Raw genomic sequence first — 23,320 nt, forward strand, 5'->3', positions numbered from 1 at the left:
TGTCTTCCTTTGGGGCGCGGTGTTCTGGGAATTACTTGCGGGCGGCCGTGACGTCAGCCGGCTGCACGATCTGGCCGGTCTTGTTGGACCAGGCGTTCTTCGTGTAGGTCACGACGGCGGCGATGTCGGTGTCGCTCAGCTGCTTCCACGAGGGCATCGCTCCGTTGGCGGCGCCGTTGAGCAGGATCGCGAGCTGCTTGTTCTTGTCGGCGTCGAGCACGATCGGCGAGGCGTCGAGCGGCTTGATCGGGCCGGCACCCTTGCCGGTGGGCTGGTGGCAGGCGGCGCAGTTGGCGGCGTAGACCTTCTCGCCGCGGGCGGCCAGCTCGGGCAGCGCCCAGACCTTGGTCGGGTCGTCGGCCTTGGCGGCCATTTCCTTCTGCTTGCCTTCGACCCACTTGGTGTAGTCGGCCTGCGACAGCACCTTCACGTGGATCGGCATGTAGGCGTGTTCCTTGCCGCACAGCTCGGCGCACTGGCCGTAGAAGTCGCCGGTCTTCTCGGCGCGGAACCAGGTGTCGCGCACGAAGCCGGGGATCGCGTCCTGCTTGATGCCGAAGGCCGGCACCATGAAGGCGTGGATCACGTCGGAAGCGGTGGTGATGATACGGATCTTCTTGTCGACCGGCACCACGAGCGGGTTGTCGACCTTGAGCAGGTAGTCGTCGCCAGAGGGCTTGCCGGAGTCGGACATCTCGCGCTGGGCGACGTCGAGCGTGGAGAGGAAGCCGATGCCCTCGCCTTCACCCTTCAGGTAGTCGTAGCCCCACTTCCACTGGATGCCGGTGGCCTTGATGGTGATGTCGGCGGAGCTGGTGTCCTTCATGGCGACCACGGCCTTGGTGGCCGGCAGCGCCATCAGGATCACGATGATGAAGGGCACCACCGTCCAGGCGATCTCGACCTTCACGCTCTCATGGAAGTTCGAGGCCTTGGCGCCCTTGGACTTGCGGTGCTTGAAGATCGAATAGAACATGACGCCGAAGACGGCGACGAAGATCACCAGGCAGACGATCAGCATGAAGTTGTGCAACCACTGCTGCTCGGCGGCGATCTTGGTGACCGGGGGATGCAGGTCCAGCTGATTCACCGCCGGGCCGCCCGGCAGGTTGTTGACGGCCATCGCGGCCGTGCCGGCCAGCGCGGTACACGCCGCCACGCAGGTCTGCCCCGCCCTCCGGGCAAAAGACTGCCACAGTGATTTCGTCGTCTTCATCATGGTCGTTTCAGTTTTCAAGAATCACATCGAAGCGGGTTCGCGCGCCTGCCATCGCATCGACGACTTGCCTGGGTCGTCGAGGCATTGCATGGGGTGGAAGTCGAAACGGGGCCGGTGTCCCTGTTTCCGTGGGACCCCGAGAGACCTACGGCGCGCAAGTACCCCCGGGCGGACCTGCATTTTTCAAGCCCACAAGTTTAGCGCACCGCGTTGAGCTGTCTCAAACCGGGCTCACGCTTTGGGCGGCCTGGTGCGGACCATGGCACGCATGTCGTCGACCGAGACGCGGGTCTCGGCCGCCAGCGGTGCACGCGGGGCGGCCTTGAAGGCATGCCCGTAGGCGATTTCGAAGTCGAGGTAGATGCGGCCGTCGGGCCGAGCCAGGCTCTCGAGTTCGGCCAGCAGGCGTTGGCGCCAGCGCGGCGTGCGAAGCCCGGCGTAGCGCTGCGGCGACGCGTTCGCACCGAGGGTGCGCAACTCCTTCAGGAGCGCCTCGGCGCTGTCCCAGCTCAGGGTCAGAACCTCCTGGTCCATCACCGGGTCGGCGAAGCCTGCCTGAACCAGCATGTCGCCGAGGTCGTGCATGTCGACGAAGTCGGCCAGTGGTGCCCCCCAGCCCATGCGGGCGTAGATCTCGTTCAGCGCTCGCAGGCTGCCCGGCCCGAGACACGAGAACATGACGAAGCCATCGGCCGCCAGCAGCCGCTGCCACTGCGCCACCAGCCGTGCGGGGTCGACCACCGCATGCAGCATCATGTTGGCCCACAGAAGCTGCACGCTCGCCGGTGCCACCGCCTCTGGTGCCACCGTCTCGACGGTCGTCCCGCGCCAGCGTCGGGGCGACCACCACGGCGTCGCCCTCTTCTGCTCCCCATGCGCCTGCAAGGCCTCGGTCGGCTCGACCGCCAGATGGCGCGCCTGCGGGTAGGCCTTCAGCAACAGCTCCGTGCTGCCGCCGCCGAACGCCCACCAGTCCAGCACGACCTGCGGCTGCACACGGATGAACGAGAGCCGATCGGCCATGCGCCGCGCGACTTCGGCGTGCAGCCAGGGCGCTTCGGGCGCGTGCGCCTGGCGGCGCAGCCAGGCTTGCACGCTCGCCGGGTCGAGCTGTCGAGCGGTCGAGGCAGGGGGCGTGCTCATGAGGTGGGGCAGTATATTGAGCCGATGTTGTTCAGCCGCCTGCTCCAGCCATTGCCGGGCCTGTGCGCCGTGTGCCGGGGTTGGGGAGATGGCGCTCTCTGCACGAAGTGCCACACACGCTATGCGAGCGTGGTGCCGCGTTGCGAACGCTGCGCCTTGCAGGTGCCGGCGGGGGTCGCGCTGTGCGGTCAGTGCCTTGCGCATCCGCCCGCCTTCGATGCTGCCTGCACGGGCCTCGACTATGCCTACCCCTGGTCGACGCTCATCGCCCGCTTCAAGTTTCGCGAGACTTTGGAGCTGTCCGATGCGCTGGTCGCACCGCTTCGCACCGCTCTTCAACGCAGCGCCGCTCCCATGCCCGACCTGCTGCTGCCGGTCCCCCTAAGCCGCGAGCGCCTGCGCGAACGTGGCTACAACCAGGCGTGGGAGGCCACGCGCCGGCTGGCGCGCCATCTCGCGATCCGCTGCGAGGCCCGCCTGCTGCTGCGGGTGAAAGACAGCCCCCACCAGCTCGACCTGCCGCCGGACCAGCGCGCCGCCAACGTGCACGGCGTCTTCGCCGTCGAGCCGCTGCGCCGCACGGACTTGCAGGGCCTGCACGTGGCCGTGATCGACGACGTGATGACCACCGGCGCCACCTGCGCCGAACTCGCCCGCGTGCTCAAGCAGGCGGGCGCGAAACGCGTCTCCGCCTGGGCGCTGGCCCGCACGCCACGTGACGCCTCTTGATTGCCACCGCCATGTTCAACATCGTCCTCGTGCAGCCGGAGATTCCGCCCAACACCGGCAACGTGATCCGGCTCGCAGCCAACACCGGCTGCGCCCTGCACCTGATCGAGCCCCTCGGTTTCTCGATGGACGACCGCCTGCTGCGGCGTGCCGGTCTCGACTATCACGAGTACGCGCCCGTGCAGCGACATGCGTCGTGGCAGGCGTTTCTCGACACGGCACGCCCCGCCCCGCAGCGCCTCTTTGCGTTCACCACACGCGGCAGCCAGCCCTTCTCGCAGGTCTCGTGGCAACCAGGAGACTGGTTGGTCTTCGGGTCGGAAACGGCAGGCCTCGCACCCGAGCTGCGCGAAAGTTTTCCGCTCCCCCAGCGGGTGCGGCTGCCCATGAAGCCCGAACAGCGCAGCCTCAACCTGAGCAATGCCGTGGCAGTCACCGTCTTCGAGGCCTGGCGGCAGAACGGCTACCAGGGCGGCGCCTGATCGCGCTCAGGCGCCTTCGCGGCGCGCGTCGCGCGACATCAATTCCTGAATCGCCTGCGGCGGCTGCAATCGGCCCTCGAGCACCCGCACCACCGCTTCGGTGATCGGCATGTCGACCCCACTCGCCTGCGCACGCTTGAGCACCGTGGCCGCGCAGGCCACGCCTTCGGCCACATGGCCGAGCTCCTGCAGGATGCGCGGCAGTGGCAGGCCCTGCGCGAGCAGCAGCCCCACCTTGCGGTTGCGCGACAGGTCGCCGGTGGCGGTGAGCACCAGGTCGCCGAGGCCGCTCAGGCCCATGAAGGTTTCGACGCGTGCGCCGAGCGCGAGGCCCAGGCGTGTCATTTCGGCCAGGCCGCGCGTGATGAGCGCGGCGCGTGCATTGAGCCCGAGTTGCAGGCCATCGGCGATGCCGGTGGCAATCGCCATCACGTTCTTGACCGCGCCGCCGACTTCCACACCCACCGGGTCGTTCGAGGCGTAGATGCGCATCGCATCGGAATGGAAGGCGTCAACGGCCTGCCGGCACAGCGCGTCGTCTTGGCTGGCGACCACGAGCGCCACCGGTTGGCCCCGCGCCACTTCGAGCGCGAAACTCGGGCCGGAGAGGATGCCGACCTGCGTCGCGCCCGGCCGCACGGCCCGCGCGATTTCGTGTCCGAGCAGGCCCGTGCCTTCTTCGAAGCCCTTGCACAGCCACAGCACACCCGGCGCATCGGCCGGCAGGCGCTGCAGCATCTCGCGCAAGCCTGCCATCGGCGTGGCCAGCACGATCAGGCCATCGCCGCGCGCATGCGCAAACGCCGCATCGAGATCGTCGGTCAGCGCCAGGTCGGCCGGCAACGGCACGCCGGGCAGGTAGCGCACGTTCTCGCGAGCGGCCTGCATCTGCCGGCACTGTGCGGCGTCGCGTGCCCACAGCAGGGTGCTGTGCCGCGCGGCCGTGCTCGCAGCCACGGCCGTGCCCCACGCACCTGCGCCGAGCACGGTCAGGTTCATCGTCGTCGACGAACGATCAGTTGAGGTTGGCGCCGCCTGCAGCCTGCTGTTGCTGCTGGGCTTCGTACATGGCCTGGAAGTTCACCTCGGCCAGCACCACCGGCGGGAAGCCGGCACGCGTGCACACGTCGGAGACGATGGCGCGCAGGTAGGGGTAGACGATCTGCGGACAGGCAATGCCGATGATGGGCTGGAGCTGCTCGTCGGGGATGTTGCGAATCTCGAAGATGCCGGCCTGCTTGGCCTCGACCAGGAACAGCGTCTTGTCGTTGACCTTGGTGGTCACGGTGGCGGTCACCGAGACCTCGTAGACACCGTCGGCCACCGGCTGGGCGGCGAGGTTGAGGTTGATGTCGACCTGCGGCTGGGCCTGCTCGAGCAGGATCTGCGGCGAGTTCGGTTGCTCGAGCGACAAGTCCTTCAGGTACACGCGCTGGATCTGGAACACGGGAGCGTTGTTGTCGTCGGCCATGGAAGTCTCGCTGGATAAGAGAAAAAGTAGACGGGCCGCCAGCGCAGGGCGGGGGCCGGCGATTATGTGCCAGTGCCGATGACGGCTCTTACGCGCCCTGCAGCAACGGCATGAGGCCGCCGCGCTGGTCGAGCGCGATGAGATCGTCGCAGCCACCCACGTGCGTGTCACCGATGAAGATCTGCGGCACCGTGCGGCGGCCGGTGATCTCCATCATCGTGGTGCGCTGGGAAGGGTCGAGGTCGACCCGCACTTCATCGATGTCATTCACCCCGCGCTGCTTGAGCAGCGCCTTGGCGCGAATGCAAAACGGGCACACCAGGGTCGTGTACATCTTGACCGGCTGCATGAACGGAACCTCCTGTCGTCAGGCGGATTTCTCGACCGGCAGGTTGGCCTCGCGCCAGGCGCGCAAGCCCCCGGCGAGAGGCCGGGCCTTCTCGAAACCCAGCTTGCGCAAGATACCGGCTGCGCGAGAAGCGCGTGCGCCGCTCGGGCACACCACCACCACCGGCAAGGCCTTGTTCTTCGGCAGGTCGGTGCTGGTCTCCAGGCTGCCGAAGGGGATGTTCTTCGAGCCACCCGCATGGCCGGCCGCGAACTCGGCCGGCTCGCTCACGTCGACCAGCACGGCGCGCTCGCGGTTGATGAGCTGCACCGCTTCGGCGACGGTCACGGCACCGTTGCCACCGCCACCACGCAGGCGCGGCCAGATCAGCAGGCCGCCGGAGACGATCGCCATGGCGATCAGGAGCAGGTTTTCGGGGTTGGTGAAGAAGTTCACGTGGTGTGTGCGGGCCGAGGGCCCGGCTGGGGAAGGCAAACGCGAATTATAGAATTCGACCCCTTGCCGACCGGCCCCACTTCTTCATCCCCACTGCCCGCGCCATGTACAAACTCGTGCTCATCCGCCACGGCGAATCGACCTGGAACCTGGAAAACCGCTTCACCGGATGGGTCGACGTGGACCTGACCCCCACGGGCGTGGCGCAAGCGCAGCAGGCCGGCCGCACGCTGAAGGCCCACGGCTACGACTTCGACGTGGCCTACACCTCGGTGCTCAAGCGCGCCATCTGGACGCTCTGGCACACGCTCGATCAGATGGACCGCACCTGGCTGCCCGTGGTGCACCAATGGCGCCTCAACGAGCGCCACTACGGCGGCCTGCAGGGCCTCAACAAGGCCGAGACCGCCAAGCAGTACGGCGATGAGCAGGTGCTGATCTGGCGCCGCAGCTACGACACGCCGCCGCCGCCGCTCGCCGCCGATGCACCGCTGAGCCAGCGCTCCGACATCCGCTACGCCAAGCTCAAGCCGGAAGAGATCCCGCTCACCGAGTGCCTGAAAGACACCGTGGCGCGTGTGATGCCGGCGTGGAACGACACCATCGCCCCGGCCATCAAGTCGGGCAAGCGTGTGGTGATCGCCGCGCACGGCAACAGCATCCGCGCGCTCGTGAAGTACCTGAGCAACATCGGCGACGACGAGATCGTGGGCGTCAACATCCCCAACGGCACCCCGCTCGTGTACGAGCTCGATGCCGACCTCAAGCCGATCAAGCCCTACTACTACCTCGAAGAGAAGAAGGCCTGATCGCGCTCAGCCCGGCAGGCCGTAGAGCCGCTCCGGCGGCACGCGGTCGAGCAGGGACTTGTCGGCCACGAAGCCGGTGATCGCGTGCTCGGCGCGGCTGGTGTCGCGGCGCACGATGTTGAGCACCGGCACCCCGGTGCGGTCGGTGATGCTTGCGGCGATCGGCGTGCTGGCGCTCGCCGTGCGCCGGATCACCACCGCGAGCTCGCCGGTCTTGAGCTTCACCAGCTCGCCCGGCGGGTAGATGCCGAACTCCTTGATGATGGCCATGGCCATCGCACCGCCACCGTCGGTCTTGAAGAGTTCGCGCGCGGCCTCTTGCGCATGCAGGGGCTTGCGGATCGCCTTCGGGCTGATCTTCGCCATAAAGTTGTCGGCGTACTTGAGGGCCTTGGCCATCTCGCTCATCTCGGTGAGCCCGCGCGGGTAGCCCTTGCCGTCGCTCCATTCGTGGTGCTGCTCCACCGCGGTGAGCCACTCCTCATCGGTGATGCCCGCTTCGCGCAGCATGCGCGCGCTCTCCAGCGGGTGCTCGTGCAGCACCACACGCTGCTCGGCGAGCATGGGCACACCCTGCGCGGCCAGCCGGCCCTGCAGCTCGAAGACCGACATGTTCATCGTCAGCGCCGCCTTCACGAGCGTAAGGCAACGCTCCCGCGGCCAGCCCATGCGCTGGGCCATCAGGAAGCAGATCATGCCGGTGTAGATCGCGTGGCTCAGGCCGTAGATCGAGAGCTTGCGGGTGTCTTGCCGCACGGCGAGGAAGATGCCGATGTCGGCGTCTTTCTCGGTGAGCAGGATGAGGTGCTGGGCCAGCTCGTCGATGCGCGCGGCAAACTGCTTCGGCTCTTCGGCCATGCCCTTGACGATGCGCTCCAGACGCCAGCGCAGCTGGTCCCACAGGCCGAAGACGCTGGTCGGGCGCGTCTCCACCGGCTCGGGCCGGCCGCCGTTGATCGTTGCGATCGCGGCCTTGGCGTCTTCCGCCTCGACCAGCGCGCCGTGCGCCTGCAGGGCGGCGAGCTGCTCATCGTTCTCGATGACGGCACCGCGCGCCAGCAGGAGATTGCCTTCGGCATCCCGCACTTCCACGAGGCACGGCATGCCGAACTGCACCAGGTGGCGATCCATCTTGATCCAGACCATGGCAGAGCTCCGCAACCACAATGACCCAATGTAGGCCCGCGTTGCCGCGCTGGACAGTGGAAAAGGAGCGCTTTTCTGCCTATTTTTTCAGCAAAGCCGCGGCACTCAGCCGAGCAGGCGATGGCGCGTCCACGCGGTGCCGCGCATGCGCTTGCGGAAGAGGATGTTGCGCACGATCCAGTCGGCGAACATGCCGAGCCAGACGCCGATCACCCCCAGCCCGCAGACGATACCCAGCACGTAGCCGGCACCGATGCGCAGCCCCCACATGGTGGAGCTGCCCACCACCAGGCCATAGCGCGTGTCGCCGGCTCCGCGCAGACCCGCGGGTAGCACCCACGAGCCCGCCCACGCCGGCATGAAGACGCAGCTGAGCGCGATCAGCCACGCCGCCTGGGCCGTCACCTCGGCGTTGTTGCCGAAGAGCCCGGCCAGCCACCACGAGAACGGCAGCACGATGGCCGCCATCGTCGACAGCGACCAGTTGGCGCTGCGGATCACCCGGCGCAGCACGAGTTGGGCGGCCTTCACACGACCGGCCCCGAGGCGCATGCCCACCAGCGTGGTCGCCGCGACGCCGAGCGCCGTGCCCGGCGTGTTGACGAAGTTGCTGACGTAGAACGCGATGAAGTTGGCCGCCATCGCGGTGGTGCCCAGGCCCACCACGATGGTCTGCGTGACGATCTTGCCGAGGTGGAAGAACGACGATTCCAGCGCCGCCGGCCAGCCCACCCTCAGGATGGATTGCATGAAGGCCTTGCGCACCGGCCAGCCGCCCGCATGCTCCGCCCCTTGTCGCAGCGTGGGCCAGAGCGCCAGCAGCACGAGCGCCACCCCGCCGCAGCGCGCCAGCAGCAGCGCCGCGCCAGCGCCGTTCACGCTGCCATCCGCACCACGCATGAAGATGGCCGCCATGACGATCTGCGACACCGCCATCACCACCTGCACCCGCATGGCGGTGTCGGTGCGCGCCATGCCGCGCAGCACGCCGCAGCTGGTGAGGACGATCGAGGTGGCCATGCCGGCCACGATCACCCAGCGGAAATAGCGATCGGCCTGCACCTTCACCGCCTCTTCGGCGCCGGGCAGCACCATCGCAATCCAGACGCCGCGGGTGTTCCACAGGAGCAGGGCCACCAGCACGCCGGCACACAAGGCCAGGGCCAGGGCGCTGAAGGCCACGGCGCGCAGGTCGTCGCGCCGGCCGGCACCCACGCAATGCGCGACCGTCACCGTGGCACCGATGGCCAGGCCGCCGTAGATCGCGATCAGCAGGAAGTTGAGCGCGTCCATCATGCCGATGGCCGCCACCGAGGCCGGGCCCAGGTGGCTGGCCATCGCCATCACCACCGTGCCGGTGAGCACCAGCGCGAACTCCTGCAGCAGCACCGGCCCGGCCAGCGACCACACCCCGCGTGGCCGCGCGAAGCGGCGCTGCACCTGGAAGCGAATCCAGCGCCAACGGTAGCTGGTGGAAAGGGAGGAGAAGCTCAAAGGGCTGACAAGACCTGTGCACACCCACCATAGCGCCGCCCCGATGACAGCGCTGTCACCTGGGGGATGCAAACCGTGCGGGCCGCCCTGCGAGCTGTGACACACTGCACGCCGCCATGACATGCACTGCCTTCCGCCGCGGCTTCACGCTCATCGAGGTTCTGGTCGTGATGGCCATCCTCGCCATCCTGGCCTTGATGGCCGTGCCCAGTCTGCAGGGCAAGTACATCCGCGAGCACATCGTCGAAGGCGTGACGCTCGCCAAGCTGGCCAAGGACAACGTGGCCGCCGTCTGGGCCACCACCAAGGCCTTGCCGGCCGACAACGCCGCGGCCGGCCTGCCCGCCCCGGAGAAGATCGTCAACAACGTGGTGAAGTCGGTCACCGTCGAAGGCGGCGCCATCCACATCGTGTTCGGCAACCGGGCCAACGGCGCCCTGCAAGGCAAGACGCTCACGCTGCGCCCGGCCGTGGTGGAAGACGCGCCGGTGGTCCCGGTGGCCTGGGTGTGCGCCTTCGCCAGCGCGCCCGATCAGATGAAGCTCTTCGGCCCCAACCGCACCGACATCGAACGCCGGCACCTGCCGGTGAATTGCGTCTAGCCGTCTTTCAGTGGTCGGCTGCAAGTGCCGACACCTCGAAGCCCAGCGCTTCGCCGATCTGGCCACGCAACCGCGATGCGAGATCGCGCCTGTCCTGCCCCGCCGACGGCAGCGGCGCCAGCTGCGTGACCCGCACGCGCAGGCCGCGCGCCGTGGCCACCTTCCACAACGACTCGGCGAGCGTCGAGTCGCCGACCCACACCACCGCCTGGCTGGGCGAGCCGTCGTCGTCGGCATAGCGCAGCGCGATGGGCTGCAGCAGGGCGTCGGTCGAGATGGCGGCCTGCAGCAGGTTGGCGTGGAAGGGCAGCAGCGTGCTGCCGTCGCCCGTCGTGCCCTCGGGAAACATCGCGACCGTATCGCCCTGCTTCAGCGCCGCGGCGATCTGGTGCACCACGCGCAGCGCATCGCGCTTGCGCTCGCGCTCGATGAAGAGCGTGCCGCCGCAGCCGACCAGCCAGCCGAGCACCGGCCAGTGCTTCACGTCGGCCTTGGAGACGAAGCGTGCCGGGTGCACCGCGTTGATGGCGAGGATGTCGAGCCAGGAGATGTGGTTGGCGACGAGCAAGGCCGGGCCGTCGTGCGAGCGCCCTTCGCCTTCGATCGTCACGCCCAGCGCCCGCGCCACCTGGCCGCACCAGCGCCCGGTCTGCCACAGGCGCTTCGCCGGCGTGATGAACGGGAAGATGAAGGCGCAGCGCAGCACGCCCGCAACAAGCAGCCGGCCCACGCAGGCCAGCCGCCACAGCGCGATGAAGCTGCGCACGTCGCTCGAGACCGATTCAGGCCGCTTCGTGGGCCACGTTGCCGGCCACGAGCGTGTACTTCACCGTACCCGGCACTTCGTAGCCCGCGAACGGCGAGTGCTTGCCCTGGCTCTTGAGCGCCTGCGGCCGCACCGTCCAGTGGGTGGCCGGGTCGAAGATGCAGACGTCGGCCACGCCGCCTTCCACGAGGCGCCCCGCGCTCGACGCGAGCGAGCCCAAGGCCTCGCCCAGCACCCGCACCGGCTCGCAGGTCACCTTGGCGAGCGACTGCGCCAGCCCGAGCTTGTGTTCGGTGCCCCACTTGAGCGCCAGGCTCAAGAGCAGCTCCAGCCCGGTCGCCCCCGGTTCGGCTTCTGCGAAGGGCAGGTTCTTCGCGTCTTCGTCGACCGGCGTGTGGTCGCTGACGAGCGCGTCGATGGTGCCGTCGGCCAGTCCGGCGCGGATCGCATCGCGGTCACGCTGCTGGCGCAGCGGCGGCGTGAGGCGCATCGCGGCGTTGAAGTAGCCGATGTCGACGTCGATGAGGTGCAGGTGGTTCACGCTCACGTCGCAGGTGACCGGCAGGCCCTCGGCTTTCGCGGCGCGCACGAGTGCAATGCCGGCTGCGCTGCTCAGGCGGCACAGGTGCACCCGCGCGCCCGTCACGCGCATCAGCTCGAAGATGGTGTGCAGCGCGATGGTCTCGGCGATCACCGGCACACCCGAGAGGCCCAGGCGCGTGGCCAGCGGCCCGCTCGCGGCCACGCCCTTGCCGAGGTAGGCGTCTTGCGGGCGCAGCCACACGCAGTAGCCGAAGGTGGAGGCGTATTGCAGCGCGCGTTGCATCACCATGGTGTCGGCCAGCGCCACGTCGGCCTGCGAGAAGCCGACGCATCCGGCTTCGGTCAGCTCGGCCATCTCGGTCAGCACCTCACCGGCCAGGCCGCGGGTCAGCGCGCCCAGCGGATAGAGGTGCGACTGGTTCAGGTTGCGCGCGCGGAACTTGAGCATCTCGACCAGGCCGGGCTCGTCGAGCGCGGGGTCGGTGTCGGGTGGGCAGACGAGGCTCGTCACGCCGCCGGCCACGGCCGCGGCCATTTCCGACTCGAGCATGCCTTCGTGCTCATGGCCCGGCTCGCGCAGTCGTGCGGCGAGGTCGACGAGGCCCGGTGCCACGACGAGGCCGCTCGCATCGAGCGTGCGCGAAGGCTTGAAATCGGGGTTCACCTTGCCCAGCGTCACGATGCGGCCGGCGGCGATGGCCACGTCGGCCACTTCATCGCGGCCGGATGCCGGGTCGATCAACCGTCCGTTCTTGATCAGCAGTTTCATGTGGGTCTCGGGCTCCGGTCAGGCGTTGTTGCCGGCGATGGTCGACATCACCGCCATGCGCACCGCGATGCCGAAGGTGACCTGCGGCAGGATCACGCTCTGCTGGCCATCGGCCACCGACGAGTCGATCTCGACGCCACGGTTGATCGGCCCCGGGTGCATCACGATCGCATCGGGCTTGGCGTGGGCCAGCTTCTCCACCGTCAGCCCGTAGTTCTTGAAGAACTCGCCGGCACTCGGCAGCATCGCGCCGCTCATGCGCTCGTTCTGGAGGCGCAGCATGATGATGACGTCGGCACCCTTGATGCCCTCGATCATGTCGTGGCACACGCGCACGCCCATCTCCTTCAGGTCGCCGGGCACGAGCGTCTTCGGGCCGACGGCGCGGATGTCGGGCACACCGAGCGTCGCGAGCGCGTTGATGTCGGAGCGGGCCACGCGCGAATGCACGATGTCGCCCACGATGGCCACGCTCAGGTTCGTGAAGTCGTGCTTGAAGTGGCGGATGGTGTACATGTCGAGCAGGCCCTGCGTCGGGTGCGCATGCCGGCCGTCACCCGCGTTCACCACATGCACGTGCGGTGCGCAGTGCTGAGCGATGAGATATGGAGCCCCGCTCTCGCTGTGGCGCACCACGAACATGTCGGCGTGCATGGCCGACAGGTTGGCGATGGTGTCGAGCAGGCTCTCGCCCTTGGCGGCGCTCGACTTCGCGATGTCGAGGTTGATCACGTCGGCGCTCAGGCGCTTGGCGGCGATCTCGAAGGTGGTGCGGGTGCGCGTGCTGTTCTCGAAGAAGAGGTTGAAGACGCTCTTGCCGCGCAGCAGCGGCACCTTCTTCACCTCGCGGTCGTTCACGCTCAGGAAGGTGCCGGCCGTGTCGAGGATGTGGTGGATCACAGCACGCGGCAGGCCCTCGATGGAGAGCAGGTGGATCAGCTCGCCGTGCTTGTTGAGTTGGGGGTTGCGTGTCACGAACCCTCTCCCTTCTTCTCTTGGATGTCGAAACTGAAGCGGCCGTCGTCGTCGCGTGCGAGGCGCAGGCGCGACGCCTTGGGCAAGGTGACGCGGGCGGCCGCATAGGCCGGCTGGATCGGCAGCTCACGCCCGCCCCGGTCGACCAGCACCGCGAGCGTCACGCTCGCCGGGCGGCCGAAGTCGAAAAGCTCGTTGATGACAGCGCGTGTGGTGCGGCCGGTGTAGAGCACGTCGTCGATCAGCACGATGGGGCGGCCTTCGATCTCGAAGGGCAGCTTCGTCGGGTCGGCGGTGGAGAGGCCGCGCGAGGAGAAATCGTCGCGGTGCAAGGCGCTCGAGATCACGCCGTGCTCGCCCGCGAGCTGGAGGTCGCGTTGCAGGCGTTCGGCCAGCCAGGCGCCACCCGACCAGATGCCGACCAGCACCGAGTCGGGTCGCAAGAGGGTGCGCACGCCGCTCAGCAGGTCGGTGTACAGCGCTTCGGCGTCGAGGTGCAGCGTGCTCATGGCAATGCTTTCAGGAATTGCTCCAGGATGATCGCGGCCGAGGCGGCGTCGACGTCGCTTGCGCCGGCCGCATGCGCCTCGGTGGTGGTGTAGCGCTCGTCCACTTCATGCACCGGCAGCCTGAAGCGGCCGTGCAGCTGGCGGGCGAAGCGCTGCGCGCGGGCGGTATTGTCGTGCGCTGCGCCGTCGGGGTAGTAGGGCACGCCCACGACCAGCGCGTCGGGTTTCCATTCGGAGATCAGCGCACCGAGTGCGGCGAAGCGTGCGTCGCCTTCGGCGGCCACGGTCTTGAGCGGCGTGGCCGTGCGTGTGATGGTGTTGCCGCTGGCCACCCCGACACGCTTGGTGCCGAAGTCGAATGCCAGGAAAGTACTCGGGGACGTGGGCACTGGAGCCACGAGGCTCATGCGTGCCCCGCCTCTTGGCTCAGCATGCGCGGGTCGATGCCCAGGAGCGACAGCGCCTTGTCGTAGCGCTGCTCGACCGGCGTGTCGAAGATGATGCCGGGCTCGGCGCTGACGGTGATCCAGCCGTTGCGACCGATCTCTTCCTCCAGCTGGCCGGCGCTCCAGCCGCTGTAGCCGAGCGTCACGAGGATCTTCTTCGGGCCCGCGCCGTGGGAGAGCGCTTCCAGCACGTCCTTGCTGGTGGTCATCTCCAGGCCGCCGGGGATCTGCAGTGAGGAGTTGTAGTGCCCGCCGTCATCGCCGCCTAGCCGCTCGTGCAGCACGAAGCCGCGCTCGGTCTGCACCGGCCCGCCGAAGTACACCGGCTCGTCGGCCAGGTCGGCACGGTCCAGCGTGAGTTCGACCTTCTCGAACAGGTTCTTGAGCTTGATGTCGATGGGCTTGTTGATCACGAGGCCCAGCGCGCCCTTGTCGGTGTGCTCGCACATGTAGACCACGGCCCCCGCGAACGTCTCGTCGGCCATGCCGGGCATGGCGATCAGGAACTGGTTGGTGAGGTTGATGGACGAGCCGGGCATGGGCGCGATTTTATTCCTGCGGCACACTCGCGCCGATGGAAAAGGTCTTGGACACCGCCCTCGTCTGGTTTCGCCGCGATCTGCGCAGCAGCGACCACGCCGCCCTCTTCCACGCACTGAAGGCCGCCCGCAAGGTGTGGTGCGTGTTCGTGTTCGACACCGCGATCCTCGATCCGCTGCCGCGTGCCGACCGGCGGGTGGAGTTCATCCGCGACAGCCTGCAGGGGCTCGACGAGGCCCTGCGGCGATGGCAAGCGCACGGCGGCCTGATCGTCCGCCACGGGCTGGCGGTGGACGAATTGCCGCAGCTTGCCGACCGGCTGCGGGTGCAGGCGGTCTACGCCAACCACGACGACGAGCCCGACGCCCTTGCCCGCGATGCGCGGGTGCGCGGCGCACTCGCCGACCTCGGCGTCTCGCTGCACACCAGCAAGGACCACGTGGTCTTCGAGCGCCAGGAAGTGCTCACCGGCAGCGGCTCACCCTACAGCGTGTTCACGCCCTACAAGAACGCCTGGCTGAAGAAGGTGGAACCCTTCTACGTGAGCGCCTACCCCATCGAGAAATTCGCCGACAGCCTGGCGCCGCTGCCCGAGGGCGTGGAGGCGGGCGTGCCGTCGCTCCCGCAGATCGGCTTCGAGCCGACCAACCTGCACGAGATGAAGCTGGGCGTGGGCGAGACCGGCGCGCAGGCGATGCTCGCCGACTTCCTGCCGCGCATGGACCGCTACGACACCACGCGCGATTTCCCCGCGGTGAAAGGGCCCAGCTACCTGTCGACGCACCTGCGCTTTGGCACCGTGTCGATCCGCCAGCTGGCGCGCGAAGCGGCCAGCCGCATGCACCACGGCTCGCGCGGCGCGGCGGTGTGGCTGTCGGAGCTGATCTGGCGCGACTTCTACCACCAGGTGCTGCACCACCACCCGCATGTCGTCGGCGCGAGCTTCAAGCCCGAGTACGACGCGATCAAGTGGGAGCACGGCAAGCATGCCGACGCCCTCTTCGCCGCCTGGTGCGAAGGCCGCACCGGCTACCCGCTGGTCGACGCCGCCATGGCGCAGATCAACCAGACCGGCTACATGCACAACCGCCTGCGCATGGTCGTCGCGAGTTTCCTCGTGAAGGACCTCGGCATCGATTGGCGCTGGGGCGAGCGCTACTTCGCCGAAAAGCTGATCGATTACGACCTCGCCGCCAACAACGGCGGCTGGCAATGGGCCGCCTCGACCGGCTGCGACGCGCAGCCCTACTTCCGCATCTTCAACCCGGTGAGCCAGAGCGAGAAGTTCGACAGCGAGGGCAAGTTCATCCGGCGCTACCTGCCGCAGTTGGCGAAGCTCTCCGACAAGGCCATCCACGCCCCGTGGCTGGCACGGCCGATCGAGCTGGCGGAAGCCAGCGTGCGGCTGGGTGACAACTACCCCGAGCCCATCGTGATGCACGACGAGGCGCGTGCGAAGACGCTCGAACGCTATGCGGTCGTGAAAGCGAAGAGCCGCTAGAACAGCTCGACGTCGCCGATCTTGGATTCGTCTTCCAGGTCACCGCGAGCGACCAGCTCGGCATGGCTCTGCACCTGGTTGCGGCCGTGGCTCTTGGCGAAGTACACCGCCTTGTCGGCGCGCTCGAAGGCGGCACTCGGCGTGTCGCCGGGCTTCACCTCGGTGAAGCCGATGCTGATGGTGATCTGCCCTACCTGCGGGAAGGGGTAGCTGGCGGTGTTGCTGCGCATGCGCTCGAGTGCCAGCGCGGCATCCTGCTCGTTCGCACAGCGCATCAGCACCACGAATTCCTCGCCGCCGAAGCGATAGAGCCGGTCGTGGAAACGGAAGCTGCTGCGCATCAGGCGCGACAGCAGCAGCAGCACTTCGTCGCCGATCAGGTGGCCGTAGTTGTCATTGACCGACTTGAAGTGGTCGATGTCGATCACGCCCAGCCAGTGGCGGTGGCTCGCGGTCGGCAGACGGCGGCCATCGGCGGCCATCGGGATGCCGGTGGGCTCGTTCGTCGCCTTGAGGAAGCTCTCATCGAAGGTCTTGCGGTTGAGCAGGCCGGTGAGCGTGTCGCGCTCGCTGTAGTCGAGCAGCGCCTGGAAGTTGCGGTAGATGCGCAGGATGCTGCCCACCAGCCGGCGCGATTCGTCGGAGAGTGGGTCGAGCGTCTCGATCTCCATCACACCGACGACCTCGCGGTCGGTGCTGACGGGGAAGAGGCTCAAGGAGTGGCGGCCCGGCACCGTGACGACCGTGGCCTGGCCCTTCATCGCCTGCAGGCGTTCGGGATAGAGGCCGAGCGGCGGCAGGCTGTCGATGTCGGCCCATGCCGGGTCGGCGGTCGCGACGGCGTCGTTTTCACCCAGGCGCGCGCGGGTGATCCAGCGCTCGTTGCCGGCATCGCCCACGGCCCGATAGATCGTGACCACCCGCGGGCGCAGCAGGTCGCGCAAGGCGCCCACCAGCGTCACATCGAGGATGTCACGGTCACGAAAGCCGGTGAGCTCTGCGAGATGGTCGACCAGTTCCGACATGGCGACTTCAGAGACTCACCGGGAGCCGGTTCACACCGGCGCGGGCATGGCCGTGTAGCGGCCGATCAGGGCGAGCAGGTCTTCTTCCGAATACGGCTTGCCGAGGTAGTGGTCGACGCCCAGCTCGGCGGCGTAGTCGCGGTGCTTCTGCGCGATGCGCGAGGTGATCATGATCACCGGCAGCGCACGCAGGCGGGTGTCGCCGCGGATGTTGCGCACGAGGTCGAAGCCGTCCATGCGCGGCATTTCGATGTCGCTGAGCACCACCTGCGGCAGCTCGTCGGCCAGGCATTCGAGGGCTTCGATGCCGTCCTTCGCGAGCGTCACGCGGTAGCCTTCGCGCACCAGCAGGCGCTGGGTCACACGGCGCACGGTGAGCGAATCGTCGACCACCAGCACGAGCGGTGCAGCCTGCGCGGCAGCCTCTTCCGCGCTCGGTGCGACCGGCTGGCTCGGCGACCGCAGTGCGGCGACGGTCGCGGCACGCGCGCTTTCGCCGTACAGCGTGGCCAATGCCACCGGGTTGTAGATCAGCGCGACGGCACCCGAAGCCAGCAGCGTCATGCCGGCAAGGCCCGGCAGGCGCGACAGCTGCGGCCCGAGGTTCTTCACCACCACTTCCTGCGTGCCCAGCACTTCGTCGACGTGCAGCGCGATGCGCTGCTGCGCCGAGCGCACCACCACCACCGGGCGGGTGCGGCCCACCGGCTCCTGGCTGAGGGCGCTTTCCTGCAGCAGCGAGCCGAACCAGAAGAAGAGCAACGAGCGCTCGCCGAGCGTGTAGCTGCCGCTCGCGTAGGCCTCTTCGAGTTCCTTGGCGCTGGCCCGGCGCACGATCTCGATCAGCGTGGCTGGCAGGGCCACGACGGTCGAGCCGCTGCGCACCATCACCACCTGCGTCACGGCGGTGGTCAGCGGCAGCACCAGCTTGAAGCTCGTGCCCTGGCCGGCGGCGGTGGCCGTCTCGATGCGGCCGCCCATCGCGTTCACCTCGGAGCGCACCACGTCCATGCCGACACCGCGGCCGGCGAGTTCGGTCACCGTCTCGGCGGTCGAGAAGCCGGGGGTGAAGATCAGGTTGGCGAGGTCGCCAGCGCTGTGCTCTTCGCCTGCGTTGAGCAGGCCCATCGCGACGCCCTTGTCGCGAATGCGGGCAAGGTTGAGGCCGGCACCGTCGTCGCGGAATTCCACCGCCACTTCGTTGCCTTCCTGGTGCAGGGCCACGACGATGTTGCCGGTCGCGTCCTTGCCGGCGGCCGAGCGCGCATCAGGCGATTCGATGCCGTGCGTCACGCAGTTGCGCAGCAGGTGTTCGAACGCGGGCGTCATGCGGTCCAGCACGCCGCGGTCGATTTCGATCGAGCCGCCGACGATGTCCAGACGCACCTGCTTGCCGGTTTCCTTGGCGGCCTGGCGCACCACGCGGTAGAGACGATCGGATGCCGATTCGAACTCGACCATGCGGGTACGCAGCAGGTCGTCTTGCAGGTCACGCGTGAGGCGGGCCTGCGAGGCCAGTTCGTCTTCGGTCGTTTCCAGCGTGCGGGTCAGCGTGCGCTGCACCGTGGCCACGTCGTTCACCGACTCGGCCATCATGCGGGTCAGTTCCTGGAAACGGGTGAAGCGGTCGGATTCGAGCGGGTCGAAGGTCTCGTGCGCAGCCTTGGCAGCTTCCTGGCGCGAGATCATCTGCGTCTCGGCCTGGAACTCGATGTCGCGAAGCTGAACGCGCAGACGCTCCAGGTTGTCGGTCAGGTCGTTGAGCGAGCCGCGCATGTTGCCGACTTCCGACTCGATACGCGATCGCGTTATGCTGACCTCACCGGCCTGGTTCACGAGACGTTCGAGCAGTGGTCCACGCACACGCACAGCGGCGTTGGACGCCGCCACGTTGCGGTCGCCCGTGGGGGTGGCCGCATCGGTTTCGGCAGTGCCGAAGAACCGCGACCAGTCGACATCGCGCGCCGTCGGCGCTGCCGCATCGGCCGCAGGCGAGACACGCGGTGCGGCGGCAGCCACGGGGGCCTCGGCCGGCGCCGGCACCACCGGCTCGACAGCCTGCACCGGCGTTTCGATCACCGCGACGGGCGGCAACACGGGAGGGGCCACCACCGGCTGCACCAGCGGCGCCACGACGGGTGGCGGGACCGGCTCGTCGGACAAGGCCGCATGCAGGGAGTCTTCGGCTTCGGCGTACGCCTGCGCGTCGCGGGAGCGCAGGGCTTCGAACACGGTCGACAGCGCATCGGAACGCGCATGCAGCGACTCGACGTCGGCCGGCGTGACGGCGCTTTGTGCCAGCAGGTGCTCGATGGCCGTTTCCAGCCGGTGCGCCATTTCACCGAGGCGCATCGCACCTGCGAGGCGGGCACCGCCCTTGAGGGTGTGCAGCGTGCGCATGCAGGCGGCGGCCGGACCGTTGTCGGTCGGGCGGCGGGCCCATTCGCGCAGCTTGCTGTCGAGCTGCGGCAGCAGTTCTTCGGCTTCTTCCTCGAAGATCGGGAAGAGTTCGGCGTCGACCGCGTCGACCGCGTCGATGTCGTCTTCGCCATCGAACGCGTCGGCGCGCACCGGGGCCGCACGGGCGGTGTCTTCCACCGGCAGCGGTGCCAGCGTCTTGAACTCCGCCTGGCCGAGCGAGCCGACGTTGGTGTCGAGACCGCCGAAGCTGCTGTCGACGTGGGCGACGAGCGCATCGTCACCATGCTCCAGCGGCACCGGGCGCGACGTGCGCGGCGCAGGCGGCGGCTCGGCGGGTTCTTGCAGCATCACCGGCGGCGCTTCCACCGGGGCGGCGTGTTCCACGATGGCCGGCGCTGCGGCTTCCGCGGCATTGGCCGCTTCGAGGCGGCGCGCCGAGCTGATCTCGTGATCGGCCAGGCGTTGCAGCAGCTCCGGCGCCACGGGCTTCAGGAAACCGGCGGCGAACTGGTGCAGCAGGCGGCGGACTTCTTCCGACGCGTCGACGAAGAGGCGTGCCTCCTCGGGCGTGCCCGAGCCGATGGCCTGCGAGCGCATCAGGGCGTGTTCGACCAGACGCGCCAGGTGCGACAGGTCGGCAAAGCCGACCGTGGCCGAGTTGCCGGCCAGCGAGTGGGCGAGCGCGATCGGCACTTCACCGACGGGGCGGTGCAACTCCATCGCCCACTCGGCCACTTCGGTGGTGAGGCGGCGCGACAGTTCGTCGGCTTCGTTGAGGTAGATGTTGAAGAGCGGGATGCTGATGCGCAGGTCACCCACGACCTTCACCTGGTCGTCATCGGACGGCGCTACCGCAGGCTCCACGGGCGCCGGCTCGGGGGCCTCGGCCACGGTCACCTCGGGCAGGCTCACCACCGGCACCGTGACTTCGGGCAATGCCACCTCGGGCGCCGCTTCCGGCGCGAGTGCCACCGGGGCGTCGGCCGCGAACAGCTTGTCGTCCAGCTCCAGCTCGATCATCTCGACCGACTCGGCAGCCGGCAAGGGCTCGGCGGCCGGGGCAGGCTCGATGACCGTCTGCTCGTCGAAGCTGTCCGGCAGCTCCAGCGAGCGAAGCTCGATGCCAGGCGCCGGGGTCGCGGCCTCAGCGGCCGCGAGGGGTTTTGGGTCGTCGAACGATCCCAGGTCCAGATCGAACGACACCTCGGGCAGCTCGGGGGCCGCCGCAGGCGCTGCAGCAGGGACGGGAGCCGGTGCCGCCTTGAGTTCAAGATCGTTCTCGGTCGGCAGGTCGGCCGGGAACGAGAGCGAGACCATTTGCAGGTCGTTGGCAGGCGATGCCGCCACCGGCGGGATCGGTTCGCCACGGCTCAGCGCATCGGCGGCAGCCTTGACCGGCGCGGAGGTGAAGCCTGCCGGCTGCTGGCGGGCGATGGCTTCGACCCAGTCGGCGAAGTAGTCGAGCGTGCCGCTGGTGAAGCCCAGCAGGCTCGGATCGGCGGCCTTCTGCTCGGCCAGCCAGCTGTTGTAGACCTGCTCGCAGGCCCAGCCGGCTTCGCCGAATTCCTTCAGGCCCACCATGCGCGAGCTGCCCTTCAGCGTATGGAAGGCGCGGCGCACGGTCGTGAGCTGCTCGATGTTGGCAGGAGAATGCTCGAGCGCACCCAGTGCGGTGCGGGCGGTGTCGATGACCTCGCGCGCTTCCTCGAGGAAGATCTCGCGCATCTCGGGGTCGTCGCCGAGGTCGGTTGCCATGCTGGTGGGCGTGGGCGACAGCGGCGGCGGTGGCGGCGCCTTCGCAACGATGACGGGCGCTTCGTCGAGCGGGATCGGGCCGCTCGCGGTGTGGACAAAATCGGCCAGCTTGTCGGACAGCTCCTCGCGCACGGCGGCCACTTCCTCGGGGCTGGCGGCGTGCTCGATCGCTTCCTTGGCTTCTTCGACGGTGGCCAGCAGCTCGGTCTGGTCGGCCGCCTTGGCTTCCTGCGACAGGTGGTCGAGGTCGCGTGCCACTTCGTCGAGCGGCACACGGTCGCTCACGGCGGCAAAGGCCAGCGACTGTGCCTGCTCGATGAGGCGCGGCTCCACCGGCGGGGCTGCGGCCGGCACGACGAGATTGGTGGCCTGGCGGGCTGCAGCGCTGCGGCCCATCAGCGGGCTCAGGGTGCCGGCCTGGGCATCGAAGACGAACAGCGACTTGGCCACCTGGGGCTGCACGCTGAGCATGTCGATCAGGAAGCCCAAGGCGCCGAGGTTGCTCGCAAGGCGGTCGAAGGTGCCGGACTGCACGACCATCTGCGGGTCGACTTCGGTGCTCAGGAGCCCGTCGACGTCGTCGCGCATGCGCAGCACCGCATGCGCGGCCTGGTCCATGCCGAGCACCGACAGCACGCCGCGCATCGACGACAGCAGCTGAGGCACCGGCGAGAGTGCCGGGCGGTCGGCCGGGTTGCGGAAGAACTGGTCGATGTGCTTTTCAGCTTCAGACAGCGAGGCGCGCAACTCCTGCACGACGCTGCCCATGGTCTGGCGGTCGGAGACGCGGCGGTACAGCTCCTCCATCCACGCTTCGAGCGGGTCGGGGGTGTGGCCGGCGCGAACGGACGCGATGCGCTGGGCCAGGCGCGCCACACGCTTGCCCTCGTCGGGGTTGTCGAAGTCGCCATCTTCCAGCGAGGCTTCGAGGTAGAGCACGCTGGTCGCGACTTCCATCGCGAGCGGCGGTTGCGGCGCTGCGCCCGACTGTTGGGTCTGGGCGATGGCGTTCTGCAGCTCGTCGGCAAGCATCTCGCCGTTCGGGTAGAGGCGCTTGAGCGAATCGCCGACCAGCGAGAACTGCTCGGACAGGCCACCCATGCGGTGCATTTCGCCACCAGCCACGCCAGACCACGCATCCTTGGCGCTCGAAACACGCTTGCGTGCCTGCGCGATGAGGGCGGGGTCGAAACGGCCGAGGCGGTTGACTTCATAGTCGGCCGGCACGTGCTGCGCGAGGCCATAGGCCTGGCGCGCCGCAGCCAGGCGCGGCGCCTTGCGGCCATCGCCGGGCGACGCGCTCTGGGCGCAGAAGAAGAGCATGTCTTGCGCGAGGCGCTCCGACACGTCGGCATCGCCGCGCTCGAAGGCGCGCAGTTGGGCCAGCAGGCGCGAGGCCACGCGCTTGCTGTAGAGATCGGGCTTCAAAAGGCCGGTGGCCTGGCTTTCGAAGAAGGCCGCGGCCAGCTTCCACTGCGTGGCGGCGGGCAGGCTGGTGGCCCCGAGGCCAAGGCCAGCACACAGGTCGCTGAGCGCGCCGGCGGCTTTCGGGTTGTTGCCGCGCAGAAGCGGCAGCAGCTGCTTCTCGAAGTCGGCGTGCGACTGCTGATCGAGCGCACGCGGCGTGGCGCTAGCGTCCTTGCCCAGATCGAGCCAGCGCCAGTCGTGGTTCCACAGGTCGGCGGGATGGATGCGCTCGGCACCGGCCAAAGCCTGCACCGCCTGGTAGCGCGGGAAGAGCGCGAGCGAGGAAACCGGCTTGCCCGACAGCATGCGCTGCAGGTAGTCGAGCAGCGCGAACGAGGCCAGCTCGATCGCATCGACATCGGCTTCGGTGATCTTCTCGGGCTTGGCGATGAAGCGCTGCACCGCGGCTTCGCTGGCACGCAGCACCACGGCCACCGCCGGCAGCCCGACGAGTTCGAGGGCGCCGACGCCCTGGTGGATTTGCTGGCGCGCGGTGCGCAGCACGGCGGGGTCGACCGCGTCGACGTCGGAGCCGCTCATCGACTCCGATTCCTTGACGAACCGACGCAGGGCCTTGTGGGCGTTGTCGAGGGAGCGGCGAAGCTCCTCATGCACCCACGCCAAGGCACTCAGGTCGTCGGTCATCTCGCTCATGGTCTCGCTCATCGTCGCGTGGCTTTCCGTGCGTGCCTAGTGTCGAGTCGGGTGCCGCGGCTTGCGCCAC

Annotated in this window: 21 protein-coding genes; 5 read left to right on the forward strand and 16 right to left on the reverse strand. The window is 68.5% G+C overall.

Translation table 11 applies throughout. The features are described 5' to 3' along the window. Nucleotides 1–31: 31 nt before the first annotated feature. Both coxB and RXV79_RS21165 read right to left on the reverse strand, forming a co-directional pair. The gene (coxB, locus tag RXV79_RS21160) at nt 32–1,216 is read right to left on the reverse strand and encodes a cytochrome c oxidase subunit II (protein ID WP_316704177.1); all 1,185 of its coding nucleotides are present in this window, start codon (nt 1,214–1,216) and stop codon (nt 32–34) included. Nucleotides 1,217–1,450: 234 nt separating this feature from the next. Beyond that, nucleotides 1,451–2,362 carry a class I SAM-dependent methyltransferase gene (locus tag RXV79_RS21165; protein WP_316700080.1) on the reverse strand — a complete coding sequence of 304 codons (912 nt, stop codon included), beginning with the start codon at nt 2,360–2,362 and terminating at the stop codon, nt 1,451–1,453. 24 nt (nt 2,363–2,386) lie between these two features. Here RXV79_RS21165 and RXV79_RS21170 point away from each other — a divergent pair, with 24 nt between their 5' ends. Beyond that, the gene (locus RXV79_RS21170; RefSeq protein ID WP_316700081.1) at nt 2,387–3,091 is read left to right on the forward strand and encodes a ComF family protein; all 705 of its coding nucleotides are present in this window, start codon (nt 2,387–2,389) and stop codon (nt 3,089–3,091) included. Nucleotides 3,092–3,102: 11 nt separating this feature from the next. Continuing rightward, nucleotides 3,103–3,573, forward strand: a complete 471-nt coding sequence (gene trmL / locus RXV79_RS21175; protein ID WP_316700082.1) for a tRNA (uridine(34)/cytosine(34)/5-carboxymethylaminomethyluridine(34)-2'-O)-methyltransferase TrmL — start codon at nt 3,103–3,105, stop codon at nt 3,571–3,573. A 6-nt stretch (nt 3,574–3,579) separates the two neighbouring features. On the opposite strand, the gene RXV79_RS21180 is transcribed toward trmL, so the two are convergent. The 4 genes from RXV79_RS21180 to RXV79_RS21195 all read right to left on the reverse strand — a co-directional run bounded on the left by RXV79_RS21180 (nt 3,580) and on the right by RXV79_RS21195 (nt 5,828). Beyond that, a complete protein-coding gene (locus RXV79_RS21180) occupies nt 3,580–4,572 on the reverse strand; it encodes an NAD(P)H-dependent glycerol-3-phosphate dehydrogenase (RefSeq protein ID WP_316700083.1) in 993 nt (330 codons plus the stop codon). Nucleotides 4,573–4,588: 16 nt separating this feature from the next. Next, nucleotides 4,589–5,044 carry a protein-export chaperone SecB gene (gene secB / locus RXV79_RS21185; protein WP_296727811.1) on the reverse strand — a complete coding sequence of 152 codons (456 nt, stop codon included), beginning with the start codon at nt 5,042–5,044 and terminating at the stop codon, nt 4,589–4,591. An 88-nt stretch (nt 5,045–5,132) separates the two neighbouring features. Then, nucleotides 5,133–5,393 (reverse strand): glutaredoxin 3, encoded by a 261-nt coding sequence (grxC, locus tag RXV79_RS21190; RefSeq protein WP_316700084.1) that lies wholly within the window; start codon nt 5,391–5,393, stop codon nt 5,133–5,135. Between the two features lie 18 nt (nt 5,394–5,411). After that, nucleotides 5,412–5,828 (reverse strand): rhodanese-like domain-containing protein, encoded by a 417-nt coding sequence (locus RXV79_RS21195; protein WP_316700085.1) that lies wholly within the window; start codon nt 5,826–5,828, stop codon nt 5,412–5,414. A gap of 104 nt (nt 5,829–5,932) precedes the next feature. Here RXV79_RS21195 and gpmA point away from each other — a divergent pair, with 104 nt between their 5' ends. Next, entirely contained in the window at nt 5,933–6,637 is a 705-nt protein-coding gene (gpmA, locus tag RXV79_RS21200; RefSeq protein ID WP_316700086.1) for a 2,3-diphosphoglycerate-dependent phosphoglycerate mutase, read from the forward strand. Nucleotides 6,638–6,643: 6 nt separating this feature from the next. Here the strand turns inward: gpmA and RXV79_RS21205 are convergent, their stop codons facing one another. Continuing rightward, the gene (locus tag RXV79_RS21205) at nt 6,644–7,783 is read right to left on the reverse strand and encodes an HD-GYP domain-containing protein (protein WP_316700087.1); all 1,140 of its coding nucleotides are present in this window, start codon (nt 7,781–7,783) and stop codon (nt 6,644–6,646) included. Between the two features lie 105 nt (nt 7,784–7,888). Further along, nucleotides 7,889–9,277: an MATE family efflux transporter gene (locus RXV79_RS21210; protein ID WP_316700088.1), complete on the reverse strand. Its 1,389-nt coding sequence runs from the start codon at nt 9,275–9,277 to the stop codon at nt 7,889–7,891. A gap of 116 nt (nt 9,278–9,393) precedes the next feature. On the opposite strand from RXV79_RS21210, the gene RXV79_RS21215 reads away from it, so the two are divergent. Next, nucleotides 9,394–9,879: a pilin gene (locus RXV79_RS21215; protein ID WP_316700089.1), complete on the forward strand. Its 486-nt coding sequence runs from the start codon at nt 9,394–9,396 to the stop codon at nt 9,877–9,879. A 7-nt stretch (nt 9,880–9,886) separates the two neighbouring features. Here the strand turns inward: RXV79_RS21215 and RXV79_RS21220 are convergent, their stop codons facing one another. From RXV79_RS21220 to RXV79_RS21245, 6 genes are read right to left on the reverse strand one after another with little or no spacing between them, the layout of a single operon-like run. Continuing rightward, the gene (locus RXV79_RS21220) at nt 9,887–10,645 is read right to left on the reverse strand and encodes a lysophospholipid acyltransferase family protein (RefSeq protein WP_316700090.1); all 759 of its coding nucleotides are present in this window, start codon (nt 10,643–10,645) and stop codon (nt 9,887–9,889) included. Between the two features lie 16 nt (nt 10,646–10,661). Next, on the reverse strand, nt 10,662–11,957 hold the full coding sequence (locus RXV79_RS21225; protein ID WP_316700091.1) for a dihydroorotase: 1,296 nt from the start codon (nt 11,955–11,957) through the stop codon (nt 10,662–10,664). A gap of 18 nt (nt 11,958–11,975) precedes the next feature. Further along, nucleotides 11,976–12,932 carry an aspartate carbamoyltransferase catalytic subunit gene (locus RXV79_RS21230; protein ID WP_316700092.1) on the reverse strand — a complete coding sequence of 319 codons (957 nt, stop codon included), beginning with the start codon at nt 12,930–12,932 and terminating at the stop codon, nt 11,976–11,978. Further along, entirely contained in the window at nt 12,929–13,441 is a 513-nt protein-coding gene (gene pyrR / locus RXV79_RS21235; RefSeq protein ID WP_316700093.1) for a bifunctional pyr operon transcriptional regulator/uracil phosphoribosyltransferase PyrR, read from the reverse strand. Before pyrR ends, RXV79_RS21230 begins: the two co-directional genes overlap by 4 nt. Then, complete coding sequence (gene ruvX, locus RXV79_RS21240) at nt 13,438–13,848, reverse strand: Holliday junction resolvase RuvX (protein ID WP_316700094.1); 411 nt, start codon at nt 13,846–13,848, stop codon at nt 13,438–13,440. The genes pyrR and ruvX overlap by 4 nt, the downstream gene beginning before the upstream one ends. Continuing rightward, nucleotides 13,845–14,426, reverse strand: a complete 582-nt coding sequence (locus tag RXV79_RS21245) for a YqgE/AlgH family protein (RefSeq protein WP_316700095.1) — start codon at nt 14,424–14,426, stop codon at nt 13,845–13,847. Before RXV79_RS21245 ends, ruvX begins: the two co-directional genes overlap by 4 nt. A 35-nt stretch (nt 14,427–14,461) precedes the next feature. On the opposite strand from RXV79_RS21245, the gene RXV79_RS21250 reads away from it, so the two are divergent. Then, on the forward strand, nt 14,462–15,928 hold the full coding sequence (locus RXV79_RS21250) for a cryptochrome/photolyase family protein (RefSeq protein WP_316700096.1): 1,467 nt from the start codon (nt 14,462–14,464) through the stop codon (nt 15,926–15,928). Here RXV79_RS21250 and RXV79_RS21255 read toward each other — a convergent pair. Continuing rightward, entirely contained in the window at nt 15,925–16,953 is a 1,029-nt protein-coding gene (locus RXV79_RS21255) for a GGDEF domain-containing protein (protein ID WP_316700097.1), read from the reverse strand. The two genes, RXV79_RS21250 and RXV79_RS21255, sit on opposite strands and share 4 nt — an antisense overlap. A gap of 30 nt (nt 16,954–16,983) precedes the next feature. After that, nucleotides 16,984–23,250 carry a hybrid sensor histidine kinase/response regulator gene (locus RXV79_RS21260; protein ID WP_316700098.1) on the reverse strand — a complete coding sequence of 2,089 codons (6,267 nt, stop codon included), beginning with the start codon at nt 23,248–23,250 and terminating at the stop codon, nt 16,984–16,986. Between the last annotated feature and the right edge of the window lie 70 nt (nt 23,251–23,320).

Source organism: Piscinibacter gummiphilus, from assembly GCF_032681285.1.
GTDB lineage: Bacteria > Pseudomonadota > Gammaproteobacteria > Burkholderiales > Burkholderiaceae_C > Rhizobacter > Rhizobacter gummiphilus_A.